This window comes from Marixanthomonas ophiurae, assembly GCF_003413745.1.
In the GTDB taxonomy this organism is placed as follows: Bacteria; Bacteroidota; Bacteroidia; order Flavobacteriales; family Flavobacteriaceae; genus Marixanthomonas; species Marixanthomonas ophiurae.
Genome location: NZ_QVID01000002.1, coordinates 226,915 through 245,128, shown reverse-complemented (window position 1 = coordinate 245,128; position 18,214 = coordinate 226,915). Strand labels below are relative to the sequence as shown.

Here is an 18,214-nt window from a genome sequence, read left to right as displayed (position 1 = left end):
AAAGACATGAAAACAGCATATATAGTAAAAGCATACAGAACAGCAGTAGGGAAAGCACCTAGAGGCTTGTTCCGTTTTAAAAGACCAGATGAATTGGCAGCAGAAACCATTCAATATATGATGAATGGGTTGCCACAACTTGATAAAAAGCGCATAGACGATGTAATTGTCGGTAATGCGATGCCAGAAGCCGAACAAGGACTTAACATGGGGCGTTTAATTTCCTTAATGGGACTTAAAATTGAAGATATCCCTGGTGTTACAGTAAACAGATACTGTGCTTCAGGTGTAGAAACGATTGCCATGGCTACTGCTAAAATTCAAAGTGGCATGGCCGATTGTATTATCGCTGGAGGTGCCGAAAGCATGAGCTACATTCCAATGGGAGGTTACAAACCAGTACCAGATTATAAGTTGGCCAAACAAGGTCACGAAGATTATTATTGGGGAATGGGTTTAACAGCAGAAGCTGTTGCAAACGAATACAACGTTTCTCGTGAGGATCAAGATGAGTTTGCGTATAACAGTCATATGAAAGCGTTGAAAGCGCAAGAAGAAAACCGTTTTCAAGAGCAGATTGTTCCTATAGATGTTGAAGAAACATTTGTAAACGACGCTGGTAAAAAAGAAACAAAAACCTATACCGTAAATAAAGACGAAGGACCTAGAAAAGGAACCAGCAAAGAAGTGTTGGCAAAACTTCGTCCCGTTTTTGCTGAAGGTGGAAGCGTTACAGCCGGAAACTCATCACAAATGAGTGATGGTGCTGCTTTTACAATGGTAATGAGCGAAGAAATGGTAAAAGAATTAAATATTGAACCTATCGCTCGTATGGTAAACTATGCCGCTGTAGGAGTTGAACCTCGCATCATGGGAATTGGTCCTATTAAAGCAATACCGAAAGCATTAGACCAAGCAGGTATGAAATTAGATCAAATTGGTTTGGTAGAATTAAATGAAGCATTCGCTTCTCAATCTCTTGCTGTGATTAGAAAGTTAGGCCTTAATAAAGATATTGTGAATGTAAATGGTGGAGCCATTGCATTAGGTCACCCATTGGGCTGTACGGGTAGTAAATTATCTGTTCAACTTTTCGATGAAATGCGCAAACGCAATATGCAAGGTAAATACGGTATGGTCACTATGTGCGTAGGTACAGGTCAAGGTGCCGCCGGAATTTATGAGTTTTTAAATTAATTAAGTATTGAAATATGAGTATGAAGTAACGAGAAAGAATTCTCAATGCTTAATACTAACTACTAAAATCTAAAAAAATGAGTACAACTGCTGAAAATAAAGATTTACTTCGCGGCGGACAGTTTCTAGTAAAAGAAACAGCTGCTAACGATATTTTTACCCCGGAAGATTTTTCCGAAGAACAAAAAATGATGCGTGATTCTGTTAAGGAATTCGTTGATCGCGAAATCTGGCCAAAAAAAGAAGAGTTTGAAAAGAAAAACTACGCATTGACAGAAGAAGTTATGCGTAAAGCCGGTGAAATGGGCTTATTGGGCGTTGCCGTTCCTGAAGAATATGACGGACTGGGAATGGGCTTTGTAACCACAATGTTGGTTTGCGATTATATTTCAGGAGCTACCGGTTCTGTGGCGACTGCTTTTGGCGCACATACCGGAATTGGAACCATGCCAATTACCCTTTATGGTACTGAAGAACAAAAGAAAAAGTACGTTCCTAAATTAGCGACTGGCGAATGGTTTGGTGCCTATTGCCTTACCGAACCAGGAGCGGGAAGTGATGCCAACAGTGGAAAAACAAAAGCTGTTCTTTCTGAAGATGGTAAAAACTACATTATCAACGGACAAAAAATGTGGATTTCAAATGCGGGATTTGCTAATGTTTTCATCGTTTTTGCTCGTATTGAAGACGACAAATACATCACCGGTTTTATAGTAGAAAACGATTCTGAAAACGGAATCACGTTTGGCGATGAAGAGAAAAAATTAGGAATCCACTCCTCCTCTACCCGACAAGTATTTTTTAACGATACTAAAGTACCGGTTGAAAATATGCTTTCTGAAAGAGGAAACGGATTTAAAATCGCAATGAACGCATTAAACGTGGGTCGAATTAAATTGGCTGCAGCTAGTTTAGATGCACAACGTCGTGTAATAGACCAAGCAACGAAATATGCAAACGATCGAGTTCAGTTTAAAACTCCAATTGCTAAGTTTGGTGCTATTAAATCTAAATTAGCCGAAATGGCAACTTCTGCCTTTGCTGGTGAGAGTGCTAGCTACCGTGCTGGTAAAAACATCGAAGAGCGTATCGCACTTCGTATGGAAGCTGGAAACAGCCATCAAGAAGCCGAACTGAAAAGCGTGGAAGAATACGCAATAGAATGCTCTATTTTAAAAGTAGCAGTTTCTGAAGACATACAAAATTGTGCTGATGAAGGAATCCAAATATTTGGTGGAATGGGCTTTAGTGCCGACACACCTATGGAATCTGCTTGGCGAGATGCTCGTATTGCTCGTATTTACGAAGGTACAAACGAGATAAACCGTATGTTAGCCGTCGGAATGCTTGTAAAAAAAGCAATGAAAGGTCACGTAGATTTATTAGGTCCAGCACAAGCTGTTGGAGAGGAATTGATGGGAATTCCATCGTTTGATACACCTGATTATTCTAAAGTGCTTTCAGAAGAAAAAGCAATGGTTGCCAAATTAAAGAAGGTATTATTAATGGTTGCTGGTAGTGCCGTTAAAAAATACGGCCCCGAACTAGAAGAGCACCAACAATTATTATTGGCTTCAGCTGATATTTTAATTGAAATCTATATGGCAGAAAGTGCTATTCTACGTGCGGAAAAGAACCATAAGCGTGATAATTCAGATGCTGAATACCAAGTAGCCATGGCGCAACTGTATTTATATCACGCAGTAGATATTGTTAATCAAAAAGCAAAAGAGGGAATCATCTCCTTTGCTGAAGGTGATGAACAAAAAGCGATGCTAATGGGACTTAAGCGTTGGACGAAGTATGATAACTTCCCAAATATAGTTCAATTACGTAACAAGATTGCAGAAAAGGTAACGGAAGAAAATACCTATCCGTTTTAATAAAGTTATATCAAACTAATTACTATTTGACCTGTAAGATTTTCCAATCTTGCAGGTCTTTTTTTAAGCTTAAGTGTAATAGTAATTATTCTACTTTAAATTAACAATCAGTTTATAACCTAATTAAACACAAAATTTTATTATATTTAAGAAAGATCAATACACTATTATCATGAAAAAGGATATAATGCTTATAATATGCTTTTTATGTCTTGCATTTTCAGTAACTGATTTATCTGGATTAAAATTTCTAATTTTAAATAGACTAAACGAATATGTCACTGAAAAATATCCTGAAAAAATTTACATCCAAACAGACAAACCATATTACACGGCAGGAGAAGATATTTGGTATAATGCTTATCTTGTTAATGGAGTTACCCATACAATGAGTGAAAAAAGTAACGTTATTTATGTAGAACTTATAGATGATCAAGACAACGTAATTAGTGAGCGAAAGCTTTTTACTGAATCAATAAGTGCCGAAGGGGACTTTAAATTGCCTATTGACTTAAAAGAAGGTACCTATCTTATACGTGCTTATACCAACTACATGAGGAATCAACCAAAAGATTTCTTTTTTAAAAAAGAAATTCCGGTTTTTGCTCTAAATGCAAATAATAAAGGTCCAAATAAAAATGACGAGTTTGGAAAAACAGAAACTTCGATTTTGCCCGAGATAGGCTTTTATCCTGAAGGAGGCTATTTAATTACTGGAATGAGTAATAAAGTGGCGGTAAAAATGAAAGGTGCCAATTTATCGGCCAATCCTGTTGTTGGGATAATTGAAGACGGCCAAGGAAATAAAATTACGGATTTCAAGACCTACGAGTTTGGTCTCGGTTCCTTTTATATAAACCCAGAACCGGGCAAAGAATATCGTGCGGTTGTTAGTTCAGGTAATGAAGATATTGTATATCCGTTGCCCACTTCACTTGAAGAAGGGTATGTGATGAACACTTCAATAGATGAAAAAGAAGTATTAATCAATATTTCGACAAATCAAGAAGAAGGACTAAAAAACACCTTGGTTATTGGTCAACAAAGAGGATTAGCTGTTTTTGATTATACTCAGTATCAAGACAAAAAATCTATGTTATTAAAAATCCCGAAAGATGATTTAAAAGAAGGTGTTTTAGACATTGTCCTGTTTAATGGCTCTAAAAAACCAATAGCAGAACGGTTGGCATATATAAAAAAAGAAGACAATATTTCTATTTCAGTTGAAAAAACCAATGGAACATCGACAACCACAAGGGACAAGGTAAATTTAGAAATTGAACTTAAAAATTCAAAAGGAAGATTGGTTCCTGGCACCTATTCTGTTTCAGTTACAGACGCTGAACTGATTAAACCAAATAACACTTCTGAAAATATTAAAACGTGGTTACTATTAAACTCTGATTTAAGAGGTAACATAAAATCTCCAAACTACTTTTTTACCGCTGGAGATACCATTAAAAAAAATCAACTACTCGATTTAACAATGTTGACCCACGGCTGGCGACGTTTTACGTGGCAAGAGTTTTTAGAGAAAAGCCCATTTCAAGAATTTGAACCGGAAGAAGGAATTTATATAACCGGTAAGACTATTGATTCAAAATCTCCTTTTCAGAATAAAGTTAGTGAAACTAAGTTGACTTTTAGAAAAAATGGGTTTTATCAAGAAACACAGAAAACAGATAAAAGCGGACACTTTTCCTATGGTCCTTTTGTTTTTAATGATACTCTCGATGTGTATTTTAATGCCGGGGAAGCTATATCTTCAAAAAAACCAAATTTTGATGATACTAATATTATTCTGAATCCCCCTAAGCAAAAGCCTAGTATCATACCCAACAGAGTTATCAATCCGTTTAACCAAGAAGATATCGATGTTGAAACGTATAAGAAAAAGTCACAAAATAATATTTTCAGGAATTTTAAATATGATGGCGACAGAGAGTTATTGGACGAAGTAAAGCTTGAAGGAAAAGTAACGACTGAAGAAGAAATCAAGGAGATTGAAAGAAATAAAAGAACACGATTCTTTGCACCATCGCATCGAGTAATAGTTGGTGAATTGGGTACACATGGAGCCAATGATTTTATGGAATTGATAGCAAATATTCCAGGAGTTCGAATTGGTAGAAAACAGGGCTACGAAAATCAAACATCACAAGATTTTGAAGTAAATATTAGAGGGTTAAAACCGGCTTTTTATTTAGATGATGTCAAAGTAGATTTACTAACTGCCCGTTCTGTTCCCCAAACAGATATAGATTTTATAGATGTACACAATACTGGTCAAGCATCTGGTGGATATGCCCTAGAAGCACAAGGCATCATAGCAATTTATTCTAAAAGAGGTAAAAGAAATAAAGTGGATATTTCTGACAGAAAACCGGGCTCAGTTAATTTTAAAACTTCTGGTTTTTACAATGCTCGGGAATTTTACGCACCTGATTATTCTTTAGTAGATAGAAACAGAAGTAGAGAAGATAGGCGTACAACGCTTTATTGGAAACCAAATATAGTTACCAATGGTTATCGAAACGCTGAAGTTTCTTTTTACACAAGTGATGAAAGGGGAACGTTTCAAATAGAAATTCAAGGAATTACCGATACTGGAATTCCTATCTATAAAACTGATTTTTTAGAAGTTGAATAAAACCGATGTTTTTAAAAATTTTTATACTAAAAAGCAACTAGCTCACATTACATAGTCAAAACGTATTTTTTTTTATTCTATTCACAGCTTTTTACATTCTGGCTTAAAGTTTGCTATTTTTAAAGAAAATTATAATTAAATGAAAAAATATTTTGCCCTACTCCTATCTTTAATCGGTGGTGCTATTATCGCTCAGGAAAACACTGAAGTATACGTTATGGATGTTAATCCTGCATATTCTGGGCTAGAAGTTTTTAATCTGCAGAATATCTCAGACAATTCAGGATATGATAGTCAACCGTCATTTATAGATAATAATACGGTTGTGTTTGCCTGCAACAATAATGACCAGACCGATATTTCAGTCTATAACATTTCTTCAGAAGAAAAAAGTTTTTTCAACCCACCTACGAAAGGCGGAGAGTACTCTCCCGTACAAATTCCAAATTCAAATGAAATAACAGCTGTTCGCTTAGATCCAGATGGAAAACAACGTTTGTATAATTACAACGAAGATGGAAAAAGCACAGAAGCCATTCCCAACCTTCAAGTTGCTTATTACGCTTTTAAAGACCAAAACACACTTCTAGCTTCTGTATTAGCTGTTGATGGATTGGATCTTGTGCTTACCAATTTACAAACTCAAAAAGTAGATACATTAAAATATAATGCAGGTCGTTCCATTCATAAAGTGCCCAATACAAAAAGGACGATGAGCTATACTTTTTTAAATGAAGATGGTAATTATGACATCTATCAATTGAATATAGAAACTTTAGAAAGCTTTTTTGTTGCAGAACTTCCAATTGGAATTCAAGATCATATTTGGCTTAGTGAATCCAAACTATTGATTGGGAGCGGAAATAAATTGTTTCTGTACGATCTCTTCGGAAATGGAGAATGGCAAGAAGTAGCAAACCTTTCAGAATATAACATTACCAATATTACACGATTGGCTCTAAGCCCTAATGGTAAAAAATTGGCATTGGTTGCAGTTCCAAAATAGTTTCTTAAATAGACTTTCCTTCTTGTTGCACGCTTAAGTTTTCTGTATTTTTAAAGAAATTTTCCCTTTATGAAAAATACACTCCTCTTTTTTAGTTTACTCATAACCTACAGTTCTTTTTCACAGACCGATTCCCGTATTTACGATATTATAAAATCCGTTTCGGCTGAGCGAATTGAAGCAGATATCACTGCGCTCGCAAGTTTTGGAACCCGACATACGTTGAGCGACACCATTTTAGATACCCGAGGCATTGGAGCAGCACGGCGATGGATAAAATCTAGTTTTGAAGAAATTTCAAAAGACTGTGAAAATTGCCTAGAAGTTTTTTATCAGAAAAATTTTATTGAAAAAGGCGATAACGAGCGTATTGTAAAAGATGTTTGGATAAATAATGTAGCAGCCATACAAAAGGGAACAAAATATCCCAATCGCTATATTATTATGAGTGGTGATATTGATAGTCGCATTAGTGACTCAAATAATTATACTGACGACTCTCCCGGTGCGAATGATAACGCTAGTGGAATGGCTGGAGCTATGGAAGCTGCGCGAGTACTTTCAAAATACAAATTTGAAAACAGCATTATATACTTGGGTCTAAGTGGTGAAGAGCAAGGATTGTACGGCGGAAAAGGATTTGCTGAATACGCCAAGAAACAAGGCTGGGAAATTATAGGTGTTTTTAATAACGATATGATTGGGAACATTAAAGGCGTAAACGGCGTCATTAGTAATCGGGATTTCAGAATATTCTCTGAACCCGTTCCTCCCAATGAAACAGACAAAGAACGACGTGCTAGACGGTTTTACGGAGGCGAAGTAGATGGTATCTCCCGTCAATTGGCTCGTTATGTGTATAAAACCACAAAAACTTATATGCCAGAAATGAACCCGATGATGATTTATAGATTAGATCGTTTTGGGAGAGGTGGACATCATCGACCATTTAACGATGTAGGCTTTGCTGGGATACGTATCATGGAAGCACACGAAAATTACACACAGCAACACCAAGATATTAGAACTGAAAACGGAATTGAATACGGTGATAAATTAAAGTTTGTTAATTTTGACTATGCTGCTAAACTGACTGCTGTAAACGCTATAAATATAGCTAGTTTAGCTTGGGCACCGCCAACACCAAAAAATGTAGGTATTGGTGGTATTGTAGAACCATCAGCTAAATTAAAATGGGATAAGGTAAATGGTGCCGTTGGTTATAAAATTTATTGGCGAGACACAACCTCACCAACCTGGGACCATAGCCGATTTGTGGGTGATGTTTCAAAATTTACGTTGGATGGTATTGTAATAGATAATTACTTTTTTGGTGTAGCTGCTGTAGATGAAGATGGTTTTGAAAGTGTCGTTGTTTTCCCTAATTCAGTTTTTAGATAATAAATAGTATATATGTTAAAAAATATTCTCCCTTTTGCTTTCCTTTTTATTGGAATTACCTCTTCAGCTCAAGAATTCACCCGTCAAGACACTCTTCGTGGTAGCATAACCCCGGAACGCATGTGGTGGGATTTACAACATTACGATCTCGATGTAGAAGTTTTTCCTTCAGAGAAGAATATAAAAGGCACCAACACGATTACCTATACAGTTTTAGAAAATAAAAGTGTGATGCAAATTGATTTGCAGCTACCAATGAAGTTGGACAAAGCGGTACAAAGCAGGAAAGAGTTAAAAATAACTTCGGACGGAAATGCGCATTACATTCATCTTCAAAAAAACCAGAAAAAAGGAAAAGACTATGAAGTAACTCTTTACTTTTCTGGAAAACCTGTAGAAGCTAAAAATGCACCTTGGGATGGCGGTTTTTCTTGGACAGAAGATGAAAATGGCAATCCGTTTATCGCTACTTCAAACCAAGGGATTGGAGCCAGTATTTGGTGGCCTAACAAGGACCATCCATATGATGAACCCGACACTGGGGTCGATTTAGCTATTATTGTTCCTTCAAATTTAGTAGCCGTTGGCAACGGACGTTTAAAAAAAACAAAAGAGAATGATAGTACCAAAACTTGGCATTGGAAAGTGGTAAACCCTATAAATAATTACGGGGTAAACATCAATATTGGTGATTATGTAAACTTTTCAGAAGAGTATAAAGGTGAAAAAGGCACGCTCGATATGGATTATTGGGTACTGAGTTACAATCTAGAAAAAGCCAAAGAGCAGTTTAAGCAAGCACCTAAAATGATGAAAGCTTTTGAACATTGGTTTGGTCCTTATCCTTTTTATGAAGATAGCTTTAAACTAGTTGAAACCCCTTATTTGGGAATGGAACACCAAAGTAGCGTTACCTACGGAAACAATTATGAAAATGGTTATTTAGGGCGTGATTTAAGTGGCTCTGGCTGGGGGTTAAAGTTCGATTTTATCATTATCCACGAAGCAGGCCATGAGTGGTTTGCCAATAATATTACCAACAAAGATGTTGCCGATATGTGGGTTCACGAAGGGTTTACCAATTATTCGGAAAGTTTATATGTTGATTATTACTTTGGTAAAAAAGCAGCTTCAGAATATGTAATAGGACTTCGTAAAAGCATTAAAAACGACCGTCCAATTATTGGCACCTACAATGTACAGAAGGAAGGAAGCAGCGATATGTACAACAAAGGTGGGAATATTTTACATACTCTTCGGCAATTGATTGAAAACGATGAAAGATGGCGGACCATTTTACGTGGTTTAAATAAAGATTTTTATCACCAGACTGTTACTTCAAAGCAAGTTGAAACTTATATTAGCGAAAAAACAGGTATCGATCTATCTGAGTTTTGGGAACAATACTTACGTACTACAAAAATTCCAAAAGTAGAATATAAAATTAATGGCAGTGAGCTTTCTTTCCGTTACACCAATATTGTAAACGGATTCGATATGCCCGTTATTGCAATTATCAACGGAAAAGAAAAGTGGATCTATCCCACAAATAGATGGCATAAAAAACAGTTTACTGAACCAATTGAATCTGCAGCTATTAAAAAAGACTTTTATGTAGAAAGCGAAAAAATGAATTAATGTCTAAAAAACCTGAACTATATTTCCCTAAAGATATTGAATGGCGTGAATGGTTGAAAGAAAATCACCAAAACCATTCACAAGGGGTTTATTTAATTTTTCATAAGGTTGATGCCGACATCCCTTCTATGCGATGGGAAGAAGCGGTAAAAGTTGCGTTGTGTTACGGATGGATTGATAGTACGGTGAAAAGCTTGGGGAATGGAAAAAGACGCCAATATTTTTGCCCGCGTAATCCAAAAAGTACGTGGAGTGCCCTTAATAAAAAGTATATTTCAGAATTAGAACAAGAAGGTTTGATACATCAAAGCGGATGGAATTCTATTGAAACTGCTAAAGAAAATGGTAAATGGACTGAAATGGACGATGTTGAAAACTTACTTGTTCCAGAGGATTTACAGAAGTCTTTTAATAAAAATCCAAAAGCTTTTGAAAACTATCAAAACTTTGCACCTAGCTACCGCAAAAGCTATTTAAGTTGGTTACATAGTGCTAAGAGAAAGGCAACAAGGCATAAGCGCATTGAAGAAATTGTTGCGTATTGCAAAAACAATATGAAATCACGTTCATAACCTTTTTATTCATCTGCTAACATTTCGGTAAAACGTTCAAATTCTTTTTTAAATTCTTCATATTTTTCACCCGAAGCAGGACCTGTAAATCCTGTGTGTATTCTACGAACCTTTCCTTTTTTATCAATAAAAATAGTTGTTGGGTAAGAAAGCACGTGATTTAGCATCGGTAACTTATCATTCGCTTGTTGTTTGCTACTATTTCCGTATTGAGCCAATAAAATTGGATATTTTACATCAACAGCTTTTTTAAATTTGGTAATTGCCTGTATGGCTTTTTCTTTGGTAGGTGCATATTCAAAAGCCAATGAAACAATTTCTACATTGTCAGGTTTATCTTTATAGTATTCTGAAAGGTATTTGGTTTCATCTAGACAATTGGGGCACCAAGTTCCCATTAATTGAACCACCACCACTTTATCTCGAAATCGTTTATCTTTTAAAGAAATAGTATCACCTTTTATAGTTGGAAAAGCGAATTTCAAAGAATCGTAGCCTTTTTTTAAGAATGTTAATGAATCGGCTTCAGGCAACTTATAATTGTCATTTCTTTTAGCAGTAAAAGGTTCTTTCCAATGATTACCACTATAAAACATGCCTTCCATGACGCTATCATTTTGGGTTACTTTAGCTTCAAACATAAATGCATGGGCTCCATCAAAAGTAGAAAGTTTGACCGAATCGTTTTCCACAACCCCATCTAAATATCTATAATCGCCAGTTGTAGTTAAAAAAGTCCCGGTAAGTCGATTACCTCTTTGATCAAAAACCCCTTTGGCGACATAACGATCTTTGGGCGAGTCGGGACTAAAAACGGTTTCCCAATTTCCCGTCACGATTGTATTTGGAGCTGCATTCACATCAAACCTAGCTTTCCTCCCACTACTCATTACAATAGGAACGGTTCTATTTAAGCTGGGTTTTATAAAATTTCCTTTAATGCTGTCTTTTGTATAAGTTCCTTTTATCATCCCTTCAAAAACAGGATGCGAGATAAAAATAGAATCCCCCTTAAAAACTACATCATCTACATTTATTTGTTCTTCAGCATTAATTATTACAAAGCTGCTGTCCTTTTTAAACTCTAGTAAAAAAGGGATTTCTTTTTCATTGTCTAATTGCATTACAGCACGCCATGGTCCAGTTTTTAAAGGCTGTTTATCCTCTGAACAGGAAACAAAAAACAATACGATTATAATATACCCTAGATATTTCATCTGAAAAAATTTAAAATCTTTATACCGAAAGTATCAAAATTACTTACAAAAAACGAGGTAAATGCTATCTTTGCAATTCGTTTAGAATTATTTGTAATGAAGATATCGTACAACTGGCTTAAACAATTTATTAATCTGGACTGGAGTCCTGAAAAAACAGGCGAACTCCTTACCAATTTAGGACTCGAAGTAGAAGGGATTGAAAAATTCACTTCTGTTCCCGGAGGTTTGGAAGGAATTGTAGTAGGCCACGTTACTGAATGTGTAGAGCATCCTAATGCTGACCGATTAAAGTTAACAAAAGTTGACTTAGGAAATGGCGAACCCGTGCAAATTGTATGTGGCGCTCCTAACGTAGCTGCAGGGCAAAAAGTTCCTGTTGCAACGGTAGGTACCACGCTATATGATGCTAAAGGGGAACCTTGGCAAATAAAAAAAGGGAAAATTCGCGGCGAAGTAAGTATGGGAATGATCTGTGCCGAAGATGAATTAGGTTTAGGCCAAAGTCATGACGGTATTATGGTTTTAGACAATGACCTTGTACCAGGAAAACCCGCCCACGAATTATTTAATATAGAAAATGATGTAGTTTTCGAAATTGGTCTAACTCCCAACCGTGCCGATGCCATGAGCCATTGGGGCGTAGCACGCGATTTACGTGCAGGCTTGTTGCAAGAAAATATTTCATTGGAACTGATAACACCATCCACCAGTAGCTTTCACGTTGATAACCGTACCTTAAAAATCGATGTGGATGTGGAAGATATGGACAAGGCCCCAAGATATTGCGGAGTTACTATAAGTGGCTTAACAGTTGAGCAATCCCCCACTTGGCTACAAAACCGATTACAAGCCATCGGGATTACCCCTATTAATAATATTGTAGATATTACTAATTATGTGTGTCATGACCTTGGTCAACCTCTGCATGCATTCGATGCAGCAAAAATAAAAGGTAGCGAAGTAACGGTAAAAACATTACCTGGAGGAACTACTTTTACTACCTTAGACGAAGTAGAACGTGAGTTACACGAGGATGATTTAATGATTTGTGATGCTGAAGGCCCTATGTGTATTGCTGGAGTTTTTGGCGGCATCAATAGCGGTGTTAGCGAAACAACTACGAGCATCTTTCTAGAAAGTGCTTATTTTGATCCGATAAGTGTTCGGAAAACAGCTAAAAGACACGGTTTAAACACAGACGCTTCTTTCCGTTTTGAAAGAGGAATTGACCCAAATACCTGCAAATACGCCATGTTAAGGGCTGTACTTTTAATTCAAGAAATTGCAGGTGGTGAAATTACTAGTGAGATTGTGGATATATATCCTAAAAAAATTGAGGATCACCAAGTGTACCTCAATTTTGATAATGCCGCTAAGTTAATTGGTGAAGAAATTTCTCCAGAAACTATTAAGGACATTCTCAACTCGCTCGATATGAAAATAAACAGCGTAACCGAAAGCGGGATTGGTATGCTAATCCCAGCCTATCGAAACGATGTTACCCGTGAAGTAGATGTAATTGAAGAGGTTTTGCGTGTTTATGGCTATAACAACATTAATTTTACCGAAAAGCTGAACGCTTCAATCGCAATTACACAACCCGTTGAAGACTATAAAGTACAAAATAAAGTTGGCGACCAACTAACTGCTTTAGGCTTTCATGAAATGATGGCCAATTCGCTTACAAACCCTGATTTTATTGAGTTTTCTGAAGCTTTAAAACAAGAGCATAACGTTACCATGTTAAACCCATTGAGTAACGATCTTTCGGTGTTGCGGCAATCCATGTTGTTTGGCAATTTGGAAGCACTAGCCTATAATAGTAATCGTCGCATGCCAAATGTAAAACTATTCGAGTTTGGGAAAACCTACCATAATTTTTCTGAAGGACGAATAGAAAACAAACATTTATCTATATTAATCTCTGGGGAGAAAACCGAAGATAATTGGGCAAATCCTTCAAAACAGACTACTTTTTTCTACGGAAAAGGGATTGTTAGTTCTATTTTAGAAAGACTTGGTGTTAACAACATAAGTGAAAAAGATACTAAGAACGATATCTTTTCTGAAGCTATTTCCATTTCAGCAAACAAAAAAACACTTGTTGAATTCGGAATTTTAAAGAAAAAGCTTATCAAAAAATTTGATGTAGAAGCTGAAGTGTTCTACGCAGATTTTAATTGGGATGAAGTATTGAGCGCTATTTCCCGAAACGGATTTCAGGTTAAACCCATTCCAAAATATCCACAAGTAAAACGAGATTTTGCGTTATTGTTAGACGAGAACATCACTTTTAAAGAACTAAAAGAGGCCGCCAAACAAACGGAAAAGAAGTTATTGGTAGCTATGAACCTTTTTGACGTATATACCGGTGAAAACCTTCCGGAAGGCAAAAAATCGTATGCTGTTAGTTTTACCTTACAAGACGATAAAAAAACATTGACCGACAAGCAAATAGACAAAATCATGAAAAAGCTACAACAACGTTTTGAAAAAGACTTTGGTGCTACCTTGCGTTAATTTCATGACAACTATATAAAAAAAACAGCGGCACTAACACCGCTGTTTTTTTTATAATGAAATGCATTGTTGATTATTTACCATCATCATCTTTCATCAATCCGTCGTCGTCCAATTCTTGCAATTCTTCTATTTCATCCTTCTTCATTTTTTCATCTTTAATCATCTTATCTTCCTTCATCTGCTTTTCTTTCATCATTTTCTCTTCTTTCATCTCCTTTTTATTCATCATCTTCTCTTCTTTTGTCATTTTGTCCTGCTTTTTGTCCATCATTTCTTCTTTCTTCATATCCTCTTTTTCGGTTTTGTCTTGAGCAAATGAAGTAGCTGTTCCTGCCAATAATGCGATACAAAATAGTGCGGTAGTAATAATTTTTGAAGTTTTCATAATTGTGCTTGTTAAGTTTGTTATTAACTATTTTTTAATTAAAATTAAAACATATATTCAATTTTTAAATTAAATGTATATATTTTTAATAAATATACGTCGTTTATTTTATAGCATCGTTATATTTTTTTTATAAAAACTAAAAAAGCGGCTTTTAAAAGCCGCTTTTAAGAATATTAACTTAACCTCTAATCAATAAAAAATTACTTTGGCAATACAACTGAATCTATTACGTGAATCACACCGTTCGATTGGTTAACGTTTGCAGTAGTCACCATTGCCATACCACCATTTTCATCTTTTAATACTACTTTTTTTCCCTTCATCATAGCAGTCAATTTCCCACCGCTTACAGTTTTGAAAGTTGCTTTACCATTACCCTTTTTAATAGCAGCAACAATATCTGCAGCTTTCATATCACCTGCAACCACATGATAGGTAAGTACGGTTTGTAATTTCTTTTTATTTTCTGGTTTCAATAAAGTAGCAACTGTTCCTTCTGGTAATTTATCGAATGCTTTATTTGTTGGGGCGAAAACCGTAAAAGGTCCGTCACCTTGTAAAGTTTCAACTAAATCTGCAGCTTTTACAGCAGCTACTAATGTTGTATGATCTTTAGAGTTTACAGCATTTTCTACTATATTTTTGCTAGGGTACATTTCGGCACCGCCAACCATAACTGTTTTTTCTTTCATTTTTTTGTCTTTCATCATTTTATCTTGTGCAAATGATGTGCTAGTACTGGCTATCAAAGCCATTGTTAATACCGCTACTACTGTTTTAAACTTTTTCATAATTGTTATTTTTAGTGTTTGTTTATGTGTTTATATAAACGTAGCCCTTTCTATCGCGGTTTTAACTATATCTTGTTTTGGGTTTTATTTAACACTACAAAAACTACCCAAAGAACAGAATGCAGGTGTTAAAATGTTGCGTTCCATTTCTTTATCCTTTAATTTTATATAAAAAGAATTTAGTATGCTTACAAAAACCAATATCGAATTGAAATTGGAACAGGTTCGGGATAAGCGAATTTCTGAAGAAAACATTTTAGAAGAAGTAGCAAGTATTTTTTCAGAAAATGAAACAAACCGTCTTTTGATAAAAGAGACATTAACAAAAGGCACTTCAGAAAAAGATAATTCATTTAATTTTGACAAACTACACAGTAACCGAATCTATCATATTTTAGATATTCAGAGAATATGTGTCGATTACCGTCTTCGATTTTTAGATTCCCGTTTTTTTAAAGAAACCATTCCTGAAGAAGCTGTTACTAAAATACGTCAACTTGAAAGAGAGCACGACACTTCACTTAAAAACTTTAAAATCATTGCTCCTGCAAAACTTTTAAAACTTGAAAATGCCGACGACCCCTTGCTTTTTGCACCTATGGGGAACGATTATTTTTATTTAATACACAAATGGGGAAATGACTTGCATCCTTTTCGAAAAGTTTTAATGTGGCCCTATAAAACACTAGAAAACTTGGTAGTAACTATATTTTTTATCAGTTTGTTACTAACCTCTATTACTCCTATTCATTTATTTTCAACTGGCCCTACGACCCAAGAATATATTTTACTATTTTTATTCATATTTAAATCGGTAGGCGGAATGGTTATTTTCTACGGTTTTGCTAAAGGAAAAAACTTTAATACCGCAATCTGGAACAGTAAATATTATAACGCATAAAACTTATGAGCGAAAACCCTGAAGAAACCATACGAATTTATACAGGTCCAACAATGTTAGCACAAGCGCTGAGATCAAGGCTGAACGATATTAACATTGAACCTATAACCAAAGACGATCACCAAAGTGGCATTGTTAGTGGTTTTGCCACTGGTGTCCCTGGACAGGTACGGTTATTTATCCGCAAGGATGAATTGCCTAAAGCACAGTCAGTAATAGATTTGTTTTTGAAAGATGTGGAAGAAGAATAAACAAACTATTTTATAAAATTAAAAAATCCCGCCAATTGGCGGGATTTTCTTTATTAAGCTTCTACAGCATACATTTTATCACGCTGTTCTTTTAGTTTTTTATCATTCATATACTCATCGAAAGTAGCGTAGCGATCTATCACACCATTTGGTGTCAATTCGATCACACGATTACCAACAGTTTGTGCAAATTCGTGATCATGTGTGGTTAACATAACCGTCCCTTTAAAGTTCTTTAAAGAATTGTTGAACGCTGTAATAGATTCTAAATCTAAGTGATTGGTTGGTTCATCCAGCATCAATACATTAGCGCGCATCATCATCATTCTACTTAACATACACCGCACTTTTTCACCTCCAGAAAGTACATTCGATTTTTTCAAGGCTTCTTCTCCACTGAACAACATTTTTCCTAAAAAGCCACGAATGTGAACTTCTTCGCGTTCTTCTTCGGTTTTGGCGTATTGACGCAACCAATCTACTAATGACATATCGTTTTCAAAGAATTTTTCATTATCCAATGGTAAATAACTTTGTAGTGTCGTTATACCCCATTTATAGTCACCAGCATCTGCTTCTAAGTTTCCGCTTATAATTTCATAAAAAGCAGTTGTAGCACGGGAATCTCTTGAGTATATAACTACTTTATCTCCCTTTACTAAATTGATATGTGCATCTTTAAACAAAACCTCTCCATCTAAAGAAGCCGATAATTTATTCACCTCAAGTATTTGGTCACCCGCTTCACGCTCACGATCAAAAATAATGGCGGGATAACGACGACTAGAAGGTTTAATAGCATCGACGTTCAGCTTTTCGATCATTTTCTTTCTCGAAGTTGCTTGTTTCGACTTAGCTACGTTGGCACTAAAGCGACGAATAAAATCTTCTAATTCTTTTTTCTTTTCTTCGGCTTTTTTGTTCTGTTGAGCTCTTTGACGCATGGCTAATTGACTACTTTCATACCAAAAAGTATAGTTACCGCTGTAGTGTGTTATTTTTCCGAAGTCAATATCACTAATATGTGTACAAACTGCATCTAAAAAGTGACGGTCGTGAGATACCACTATCACGCAGTTGTCATAGTTAGCTAAGAAATTTTCAAGCCATGTAATGGTTTCATAATCTAGGTCATTGGTAGGCTCATCCATAATCAATACGTCAGGGCTGCCAAATAATGCTTGTGCTAATAACACTCTCACCTTTTGCTTACCATCTATATCACTCATCATAGTATAGTGCAAACTCTCATCAACACCTAAGTTTGAAAGCATTGCTGCCGCATCGCTATCGGCATTCCATCCATTCATTTCTTCAAAAACTACTTGAAGCTCCCCAATTTTATCAGCGTTTTCATCTGTATAATCTGCATAAAGTGCATCTATTTGAGTCTTTATTTCAAACAAAGGTTTGTTACCTTGAAGAACAGTTTCCAAAACGGTATGCTCATCATAAGCGTTGTGATTCTGCTCTAAAACAGACATGCGCTTTCCAGATTCTAAATGAACGTGACCTGATGTAGGCTCTTGTTTTCCAGATATTATTTTTAAAAATGTAGATTTACCAGCACCATTAGCACCGATTATTCCGTAGCAATTTCCTTGAACAAACTGTGTGCTTACTTCATCGAATAACACACGTTTTCCAAACTGAACTGATAAATTTGAAACTGAAAGCATTTTCTCCTCTTTTAAATTTTGCGCAAAAGTAACGAATAACCTGTGATTGAAGAAACATTAACGTTTTTATATTCCTTTTAACGTGTGGTTAACAGTTTGCACATACAGGGTCTT

At 35.7% G+C, this 18,214-nt stretch carries 14 protein-coding genes; 10 read left to right on the top strand and 4 right to left on the bottom strand.

All coding sequences use genetic code 11. The features are described 5' to 3' along the window. Positions 1-6: 6 nt before the first annotated feature. From DZ858_RS11350 to DZ858_RS11320, 7 genes are all read left to right on the top strand, one after another. Complete coding sequence (locus tag DZ858_RS11350; protein WP_117159783.1) at positions 7-1,197, top strand: acetyl-CoA C-acyltransferase; 1,191 nt, start codon at positions 7-9, stop codon at positions 1,195-1,197. Positions 1,198-1,274: 77 nt separating this feature from the next. Then, the gene (locus tag DZ858_RS11345) at positions 1,275-3,080 is read left to right on the top strand and encodes an acyl-CoA dehydrogenase family protein (protein ID WP_117159782.1); all 1,806 of its coding nucleotides are present in this window, start codon (positions 1,275-1,277) and stop codon (positions 3,078-3,080) included. A gap of 172 nt (positions 3,081-3,252) precedes the next feature. Next, complete coding sequence (locus DZ858_RS11340; RefSeq protein WP_117159781.1) at positions 3,253-5,730, top strand: MG2 domain-containing protein; 2,478 nt, start codon at positions 3,253-3,255, stop codon at positions 5,728-5,730. A 139-nt stretch (positions 5,731-5,869) separates the two neighbouring features. Beyond that, the gene (locus tag DZ858_RS11335) at positions 5,870-6,736 is read left to right on the top strand and encodes a TolB family protein (RefSeq protein ID WP_117159780.1); all 867 of its coding nucleotides are present in this window, start codon (positions 5,870-5,872) and stop codon (positions 6,734-6,736) included. 69 nt (positions 6,737-6,805) lie between these two features. After that, positions 6,806-8,137, top strand: coding sequence for a M28 family peptidase (locus tag DZ858_RS11330; protein WP_117159779.1), 1,332 nt, complete (start codon positions 6,806-6,808; stop codon positions 8,135-8,137). A gap of 12 nt (positions 8,138-8,149) precedes the next feature. Next, positions 8,150-9,775, top strand: coding sequence for a M1 family metallopeptidase (locus tag DZ858_RS11325; RefSeq protein ID WP_117159778.1), 1,626 nt, complete (start codon positions 8,150-8,152; stop codon positions 9,773-9,775). Further along, complete coding sequence (locus DZ858_RS11320; RefSeq protein WP_117159777.1) at positions 9,775-10,347, top strand: YdeI/OmpD-associated family protein; 573 nt, start codon at positions 9,775-9,777, stop codon at positions 10,345-10,347. The genes DZ858_RS11325 and DZ858_RS11320 overlap by 1 nt, the downstream gene beginning before the upstream one ends. 5 nt (positions 10,348-10,352) lie before the next feature. On the opposite strand, the gene DZ858_RS11315 is transcribed toward DZ858_RS11320, so the two are convergent. Then, entirely contained in the window at positions 10,353-11,564 is a 1,212-nt protein-coding gene (locus tag DZ858_RS11315; RefSeq protein WP_117159776.1) for a TlpA disulfide reductase family protein, read from the bottom strand. Positions 11,565-11,660: 96 nt separating this feature from the next. Between DZ858_RS11315 and pheT the strand changes: the two genes are divergently transcribed. Continuing rightward, positions 11,661-14,087: a phenylalanine--tRNA ligase subunit beta gene (gene pheT, locus DZ858_RS11310; protein WP_117159775.1), complete on the top strand. Its 2,427-nt coding sequence runs from the start codon at positions 11,661-11,663 to the stop codon at positions 14,085-14,087. Positions 14,088-14,160: 73 nt separating this feature from the next. On the opposite strand, the gene DZ858_RS15190 is transcribed toward pheT, so the two are convergent. Continuing rightward, positions 14,161-14,475 carry a hypothetical protein gene (locus DZ858_RS15190; RefSeq protein WP_158548369.1) on the bottom strand — a complete coding sequence of 105 codons (315 nt, stop codon included), beginning with the start codon at positions 14,473-14,475 and terminating at the stop codon, positions 14,161-14,163. Positions 14,476-14,678: 203 nt separating this feature from the next. After that, complete coding sequence (locus DZ858_RS11300; protein ID WP_117159773.1) at positions 14,679-15,269, bottom strand: fasciclin domain-containing protein; 591 nt, start codon at positions 15,267-15,269, stop codon at positions 14,679-14,681. Between the two features lie 184 nt (positions 15,270-15,453). On the opposite strand from DZ858_RS11300, the gene DZ858_RS11295 reads away from it, so the two are divergent. Next, on the top strand, positions 15,454-16,170 hold the full coding sequence (locus tag DZ858_RS11295) for a hypothetical protein (protein ID WP_117159772.1): 717 nt from the start codon (positions 15,454-15,456) through the stop codon (positions 16,168-16,170). Positions 16,171-16,175: 5 nt separating this feature from the next. Beyond that, positions 16,176-16,421, top strand: coding sequence for a putative signal transducing protein (locus tag DZ858_RS11290; RefSeq protein WP_117159771.1), 246 nt, complete (start codon positions 16,176-16,178; stop codon positions 16,419-16,421). 53 nt (positions 16,422-16,474) lie between these two features. Here the strand turns inward: DZ858_RS11290 and DZ858_RS11285 are convergent, their stop codons facing one another. Beyond that, the gene (locus DZ858_RS11285; RefSeq protein WP_117159770.1) at positions 16,475-18,100 is read right to left on the bottom strand and encodes an ABC-F family ATP-binding cassette domain-containing protein; all 1,626 of its coding nucleotides are present in this window, start codon (positions 18,098-18,100) and stop codon (positions 16,475-16,477) included. Between the last annotated feature and the right edge of the window lie 114 nt (positions 18,101-18,214).